The sequence below is a fragment of the Staphylococcus sp. HMSC059F04 genome, from assembly GCF_001812565.1.
Taxonomy (GTDB): Bacteria; Bacillota; Bacilli; order Staphylococcales; family Staphylococcaceae; genus Staphylococcus; species Staphylococcus lugdunensis.
On the sequence record NZ_KV809466.1, the window covers coordinates 25,914 to 33,304 of the forward strand.

Here is a 7,391-nt window from a genome sequence, read left to right on the forward strand (position 1 = left end):
GAAATTGAGACTAGCGCTTAGAATTTAGTCAATTTAAAGAAATTGCGAGTGGGATTTTTTAACTTAATTTAAGTTCCCACTGAGCCTAGACCTTAATTATCTTAAAGTCTTTCGAAAGGTCAGAGTTTCAAATGAATAAATGGTATAAAAATATAATTGGAGCACGTACTATCAAAACAGGTGTTGCGACATTTTTTACTACAGTTTTTTGTATGTTATTAAATTTGACACCTATTTTTGCAATATTAACAGCAATCGTTACAATCGAACCTACTGCGAAAGCCTCATTAAAAAAAGGGTATCGACGCCTGCCTGCTACAGTCATAGGTGCACTTTTAGCCGTAGTTTTTACATTTATATTCGGTGATCAATCTCCATTTTCTTACGCACTAAGTGCAACATTTACGATTTTATTATGCACTAAATTAAATTTACAAGTGGGAACAACCGTTGCAGTATTAACCTCTGTAGCAATGATTCCTGGTATACACGAAGCATATATATTCAACTTCTTCTCTAGATTATTGACAGCGGTTATAGGACTTTTGACAGCTGGTTTCGTCAATTTTATTATTTTGCCACCTAAATATTTCCAACAAATAGAAGATAATATCGCTATTTCTGAAACTAAAACGTTTGAATTATTTTCAAGTCGTATACATGAACTTTTATTAGCTAAATATCAATCTAACACTAGTAATGATAAGCTTTCAAATTTAATAGGTTTATATTCTAAAATTGAGACTTTAATAGGCTATCAAAGAGATGAATTACGCTATCATCATAAAAATGAAGAATGCTTGCATTTAAAAGACTTAACGAATCGTGCACATATTAACCGATTATTAATTACACATTTATCAAATATTATATATTTACCTAAACATACACGTATTGTATTTTCAAATGAAGAAAAACTTGCGATTATTAAAATCAGCAATAGTATTAAAAATATTCAATGTAATGGTTGTTTCAACAAAGAACCTAAGGCGGCTTCAACATTAAAATCGTCAGTTAAGCTTCTTGAAGAATTTGATGTAAATCAGATAAAGAGTCATGTCATCTATGAAATCTTAATGATTTATAAAACGGTAGATAACCTTTATTCATAGCACTTTACAATCGAATGCTTAAGTGACAGTTTTATTACAATTTAAATTTTAGTTTCATTATTGAATAAAATGACTTAAAAGTGGTACATAACAACTGTACTGTTTTTAAGTCATTTTTTAGGAGGCATTTAAAATGAAATACATTATAGTTGGAACTTCACATGCAGGTTATGAAGTGATTGAGACACTATTAAAAGAAGATGAAAATGCTGATATTGAAGTATATGAAAGTGCCGATAAACCATCCTTCTTATCATGTGGTATTCAAAGTTATTTAGAAGATATTTCTCCATCATTAGATTCATTACATTACGCATCTGTAGAATCTTATAAAGCTCAAGGTGTCAAAATTCACACGAAACATACTGTCACTGATTTAGATACGAATAAAAAAACAATAACAGTTGAACACGATGGCCAATCATCAACGGTTAGTTATGATAAATTATTCTTAAGTCCAGGTGGTCAACCTGTAACGCCTCCAGTTGATGGTATAGATAAGTATAATCACGTATACTTTATGCGAGGACGTGAATGGGCAGATGCAATTAAAGCACGCATGCCAAAAGCGAAAAAAGCCATTGTTGTAGGTGGAGGCTATATTGGAATTGAAGCTGCCGAAGCGTTTGCTAAAGCAGGCATTGAGACAAAAATGATTGATATTACTGATCGCCTCTTATCTACCTATTTAGATAAAGAGTTCACTGATATATTAGAAACACATGCTAAAGACCACCATCTTACATTTTATGGAGGTCAAACAGTTAAATCTCTTGAAGGTAATGATCAAGGTGATGTAACAAAAGTTGTTACTGATAAAGATGAATTCGAGGCTGATACTGTGCTATTTGCTGTAGGTGTTGAACCTGCCACAGATTGGTTGAAAGGTAAAATTGATTTAGGTAAAAAAGGTATTATTAACATAAACCATAAGCAAGAAACGTCTGCCCAAGATGTATATGCAGGAGGAGACGCTACTTTGATACCTTTTGCTCCAATTAAAGAAGATCGCTATTTAGCTCTTGCAACTAATTCACGTCGTCAAGGTATTACTGCAGCTAAAAATATGGCGGGTAAAGATGCAACTATGCCAAGAGTATCAGGAACTTCAGGATTAGCACTGTTTGATTATCACTTCGGACAAACTGGTGTTCACGGTTCAGAAAGTGATCAATATGATGGTAATTTAGGTCAAACTTATATTGAAGAACTAATAAGACCTAAATTTATGCAAGACCAAACAAAAGTACACATGAAAATGATTTATGATAAAGACAGTCATAAAATTTTAGGTGGTCAAATCATGTCAAAAGAAAATATAATCGAATCTATCAATACAATTTCTGTGGCTATTTCTGCTAACTATACTTTAGAAGATTTGGCCGTACAAGACTTTTTCTTCCAACCGGACTATGATAGACCATGGAACTACCTTAACGTTTTAGCTCAACAAGCTTTAGGTGAAACATATGGTAGCGATAAAATGCTATTCTGATGATACTATGTAGTTATATTTATATATTTTCCAATAAATATATAAAAGATTAAAATAATCAGTTTTGGGACATCATTATGTTTCAGGCTATGAACTAAATATTGGCAGTAGTTGACTGGATTGAAAATATGCTCATACTAAGCTTGTTTCAATCCTAGTCAACTTTGACGGAGCGGGACCACGAATTCATAATGATTTCTGTCCCGCTCCATTTTTCTTGTGAAAAGTAATCTATCAATAAAATAGAAAATGTAATCAAATTCAAATGAAAAGTCATCTTATTTATGTGATATTACATATTTATAAAATTTTAGATTTTCATTTTGCTAAATAAACCATATAAAATACAAATACCTCAAAAAGATTCACTCACAATGAACCTTTTCGAGGTGTTTTTTAAAACATAGAATTTATTCTGTTTCACCTTGACCAATCGTCACTGAAGTGACATAGTCATTTTCTATTTTGAATTGTAATTTAATTTGATCTCCATGATATACATATACACCATCATCGGGATGATTAGTGTCTGAATTAGTGTGAGGTATACGATTCAATTTATCACTAGGATAAGCATCTTTCATTTGGTTTAAAGACACTGATTGATCCGTTACTTTAAATCGAATACTTGTAGCAGTATCATCACTTGTTGCTCTAACTTCTTGATCATACACCTGTTTGTACTCTATATTATCTTCCTTGTCCTGATCAATCTTGTAGCCGTTAAAGTTCAACTGTCCACTATCTAATGCGTTAATAAAATTTTCACTAGTAAGATAAGAAGCATTTTCACCTGCATTACCATTATGTACAAACTCGCCTTGATCTTGAGTTACTTGATTGTTGTAACTTGACGCATGATTGTCCCCATTAACCATTTGTTCAGCGTGTGCAACTTGCGAAAGTGAAAAAGCCATCGATGATGCAGCAAGCGTTAAACCCATCATTTTGAAAACCTTCATTTTCTCACTCCTATATACTTTTAAAATTAAAGTTCACTCACACACTTTTAGTATATCAACATTGGATGAAAGTCTAATCTATTTTTCTCATCTCCCTCTTTCTAGCACTTTACTGTCCTTCATCTTCATTTTAAAGACGGTTAAGCATCCTAAGTGTCTGAATTAAAAAAGAGTTAGATTATCAACTAATTTAGTCATTAATCTAACTCTCAACACGTTACCCTTTAAATCTTTACTTTTTATTGTTTTTAGCACGATCAATCAATACTTTTTTCGCGGCTTCTTCTTCAGTATTATCTAATTCTTTAGGCTCAAATGGAATTCCTTTTCGTTCACATGCTTTTTCAAGCAAATAATCTGTCATTTCGTGATTTTTCGGTAATACAGGACCATGTAAATAAGAACCTAATAAATTCTTATAGTGAATTCCTTCTTTGCGATCTGTGTCATTATTCCCGTAGCCATGTGTTACATGACCAAGCGTACCAAAATTATGATAAGTTCTACCACCATGGTTTTCAAAGCCAACTATTGTTCCAAATGTATCACTTTCAATAACAATGTCACCTGTTAAACGATCTGTTTGAGACTCTGTATAAAAGTCAAGTACACCTAATCCTTCAAGTTCTGTGCCATCTGGTGTAATATATTTCGTGCCTAAAAATTGGTACCCGCCGCAGATAGTAAGACCAGGCATACCATCTTCTATCGCTTCTTTAAGTGGCATCTTAATCTTACTAAGTTCTTTAGTGGCGAGCGCTTGCTCTCTATCACTACCACCACCAATGAAAAAAATATCGCAATCATCAAATGTTACACCATCTGTTTCATTAATTTCTTTAACATTAAGTTTGATATTTCTCTTTTTAGCACGTTGTTTTAACGCAATAATATTACCAATGTCACTGTATAAATTTAATTTATCAGACATAAAATGATATACCGTCAGTTCATTCATTTACGACTGTCCTCCTTCAAAAGAGCGATTTAATTGCTCTAACATTGGTGTTAAAGAAGTATAGTTAGGAATAGCGACCGTAAACGATGTATAGTCCATTGTTTTAGCAGTTGCTTTGTAAATGTCGTTTTCAACAATAACAGGTACATTTACTTCAGCAAGTTTCAAACGCAATTGAAGTTCTTCAGCACGAGTACCTGTAACGATTATGGCTTCAATATCTTGTTTTGTTAACTTTTCAAAGTCAGCATCGTAAATCCACGATGTATCACGACCATCTGCTGCGTTATCATTTAAGCTAATAACATACACTTTTTTACCTTCTAACTGTTCCCCAACTGATAAACTTGCATTCATACCAGCAGGATTTTTAGCAAGATTTATCATCGCTTCTTTATTTCCTTTAGAAAAGTACTGCATTCGTCCATTATCTGAAGTATATGTTTCAAAACCTTTTTGAATCGATGCATCATTAAGACCTAATTCTTTTAATACAGCATATGCTGCTATAGCATTGAATGCGTTGAAATCTCCAGCAATCTTCATATTAAAAGTAAAATTATTGATCGTCATATTTAGAAATGGTGACGCTTCAAAAGTGGAAACTTCATATGTAGGATTTTCACGTTTGAATCCACATTCACAATGATAGTGACCAATTTGATTATAGTGAATATAATCATATTGCAATAGACGTCCACAGTTAGGGCAATATTTACTTTCATTCATGGTACTTTGTTCAAACTCATGTGCATGAGCTTCCATACCATAATAAACTAAAGCATCACTTGCAATTTTTAATCGACTTACAAATGGATCATCCGCATTTAATAATAATTTGATGCCCTTATTACCTATAGACTTTGCAATATTGTTAACCATAATATCTATTTCGCCAAATCGGTCCATTTGGTCACGGAAAAAGTTAGTGAAGACCATCATTGAAGGTGTCACTTCTTTTAGTACACGAGGAATTGACCCTTCATCAATTTCAATAACAGCAATTTTGGTGTTTTTTGTTGATTGCATTATAAATGCAGATGTAATTCCAGCGGCCATATTGGCACCTTCATTATTATGAATTATATCAATATGATTCTTTTTTAATGTATGTCCTATTAAATTTGATGTCGTTGTCTTTCCATTCGTTCCACTAATAAATACAATATCATCAACATTAGCTGCTAATTTGCGTAGTATTGTAGGATCCACTCTGCGTGCAATTTGTCCTGGTAAATCTGTACCTTTTTTACCTATTGATCTGCTTGCAGTTCTAGCAAGTTTTGCTAAGTGGATTGCAGTCCATTGTCTCATTGGCTTCCTCCTCGTCTCTCTCACTCGAATAATTATAACACGTACGCTGGATAACAAAAAATAATCATTACCAGATTATATAACTTTTCTTATTGAACTCAAAGCTTTTACTAACACAACGTGCTTTGATATACTGGTAATGGTTGATTAAGTTAATTAAATAATGAGGTGAATGTTTATGCTAAGTAAAGATCTTTTAGCTGCATTAAATGAACAAATGAACCATGAATATTTTGCTGCTCATGCGTATATGGCAATGGCAGCGTATTGTGACAAAGAATCATATGAAGGATTCGCTAACTTTTATATTCAACAAGCGAAAGAAGAAAGATTCCATGGTCAAAAAATTTATGATTATATCAATGACCGCGGCGAGCATGCTGAATTCTCTGCTTTGCCAGCACCAAAGATTGAATTCAATTCAATTTTAGAAACATTTAAAGATGGTTTAGCTCAAGAACAAGATGTAACGCATCGTTTTTATAATTTATCAGAGATTGCACGTAATGATAAAGATTATGCGACAACATCATTTTTAAACTGGTTTTTAGATGAGCAAGTTGAAGAAGAAGCTATGTTTGAAACACATATTGATTACTTAAATCGTATTGGTGATGACTGTAATACACTTTATTTATATGAAAAAGAACTAGCATCACGAAATTTTAATGAAGAATAAGTCATCTTAGTATTCGTTTTATGTCTGAAAATCATAATGATTTTCAGGCTTTTTTTACATCTATTCATTTTGACTTAATCACTTTACTATGCATATTGAGAATGTTTGGTTTACAATCATTATATTAATGATTGTAGAAAGGTTGTGATGCCATTGACTAATAATGCCTTTGTAGCTCTAGACTTTGAAACTGCCAATGGCAAACGTACAAGTATTTGTTCAGTTGGTATGGTAAAAGTAATTGATAATCAAATTACTGAATCTTTTCATACGTTAATAAATCCACAAGATTACTTTTCTAAAAAAAATATTAATGTACATGGTATAAATCCAGAAGATGTGATACATGCACCACAATTTGATTATGTATTTCCATACATGCTACAGTTTATTGCTAATTTACCCGTTGTCGCACATAATGCTGCATTTGATATGAATGTGTTACATCAGAGCTTGAAACAAGCAGGTATTATAACTCCAGATTTAACTTATTTTTGTTCATATCAACTTGCTAAGAGAACTATAGATGCACCAAGATATGGTTTAAAGCACATGATGGATTTTTACAATTTAGATTTTCATGGTCATCATGATGCTTTAAATGATGCTAAAGCCTGTGCCATGATTACTTTCCGGTTGTTGCAACATTATGATGATTTAGCAACGATGCTCTCTATCTATGGTAAGAATTTAAAGGACAAAGGCTAAACTATATAGATATTTTTTAATATCGTTATACTATACTAAAATACAGGAGGGAGCAGGACAGAATTCATAATGCATTCGTCGTCCTGCCCCGGCAAGGCTGACTAGAATTGAAACAAACTTAGTATCAGCATATTTTCAATTCAGTCAACTACTGCCAATATTT

General features: G+C 32.6%; 7 protein-coding genes. 4 read left to right on the forward strand and 3 right to left on the reverse strand.

What is annotated here, in order from left to right; translation table 11 throughout:
- Nucleotides 1-131 precede the first annotated feature (131 nt).
- Both HMPREF2864_RS04060 and HMPREF2864_RS04065 read left to right on the forward strand, forming a co-directional pair.
- A complete protein-coding gene (locus HMPREF2864_RS04060; protein ID WP_002477959.1) occupies nt 132-1,112 on the forward strand; it encodes an FUSC family protein in 981 nt (326 codons plus the stop codon).
- Between the two features lie 133 nt (nt 1,113-1,245).
- Entirely contained in the window at nt 1,246-2,607 is a 1,362-nt protein-coding gene (locus HMPREF2864_RS04065; protein ID WP_002461341.1) for an FAD-dependent oxidoreductase, read from the forward strand.
- Nucleotides 2,608-3,017: 410 nt separating this feature from the next.
- Here the strand turns inward: HMPREF2864_RS04065 and HMPREF2864_RS04070 are convergent, their stop codons facing one another.
- From HMPREF2864_RS04070 to HMPREF2864_RS04080, 3 genes are all read right to left on the reverse strand, one after another.
- The gene (locus tag HMPREF2864_RS04070) at nt 3,018-3,569 is read right to left on the reverse strand and encodes an immunodominant staphylococcal antigen IsaB family protein (RefSeq protein WP_002492710.1); all 552 of its coding nucleotides are present in this window, start codon (nt 3,567-3,569) and stop codon (nt 3,018-3,020) included.
- A 232-nt stretch (nt 3,570-3,801) separates the two neighbouring features.
- Nucleotides 3,802-4,527, reverse strand: a complete 726-nt coding sequence (locus HMPREF2864_RS04075; RefSeq protein WP_002477956.1) for a lipid II isoglutaminyl synthase subunit GatD — start codon at nt 4,525-4,527, stop codon at nt 3,802-3,804.
- Nucleotides 4,528-5,841 carry a lipid II isoglutaminyl synthase subunit MurT gene (locus tag HMPREF2864_RS04080; RefSeq protein WP_002477955.1) on the reverse strand — a complete coding sequence of 438 codons (1,314 nt, stop codon included), beginning with the start codon at nt 5,839-5,841 and terminating at the stop codon, nt 4,528-4,530. It abuts the gene before it with no gap.
- 178 nt (nt 5,842-6,019) lie between these two features.
- Between HMPREF2864_RS04080 and ftnA the strand changes: the two genes are divergently transcribed.
- Complete coding sequence (gene ftnA, locus HMPREF2864_RS04085; RefSeq protein ID WP_002477954.1) at nt 6,020-6,520, forward strand: H-type ferritin FtnA; 501 nt, start codon at nt 6,020-6,022, stop codon at nt 6,518-6,520.
- Nucleotides 6,521-6,673: 153 nt separating this feature from the next.
- Complete coding sequence (locus HMPREF2864_RS04090) at nt 6,674-7,228, forward strand: 3'-5' exonuclease (protein ID WP_094449197.1); 555 nt, start codon at nt 6,674-6,676, stop codon at nt 7,226-7,228.
- Nucleotides 7,229-7,391 lie beyond the last annotated feature (163 nt).

Coding starts and splice junctions, on each gene's coding strand:
- HMPREF2864_RS04070 (WP_002492710.1), bottom strand. CDS start 3,569: ATGAAGGTTTTCAAAATGATGGGTTTAACGCTTGCTGCATCATCGATG.
- ftnA (WP_002477954.1), top strand. CDS start 6,020: ATGCTAAGTAAAGATCTTTTAGCTGCATTAAATGAACAAATGAACCAT.
- HMPREF2864_RS04080 (WP_002477955.1), bottom strand. CDS start 5,841: ATGAGACAATGGACTGCAATCCACTTAGCAAAACTTGCTAGAACTGCA.
- HMPREF2864_RS04075 (WP_002477956.1), bottom strand. CDS start 4,527: ATGAATGAACTGACGGTATATCATTTTATGTCTGATAAATTAAATTTA.
- HMPREF2864_RS04065 (WP_002461341.1), top strand. CDS start 1,246: ATGAAATACATTATAGTTGGAACTTCACATGCAGGTTATGAAGTGATT.
- HMPREF2864_RS04060 (WP_002477959.1), top strand. CDS start 132: ATGAATAAATGGTATAAAAATATAATTGGAGCACGTACTATCAAAACA.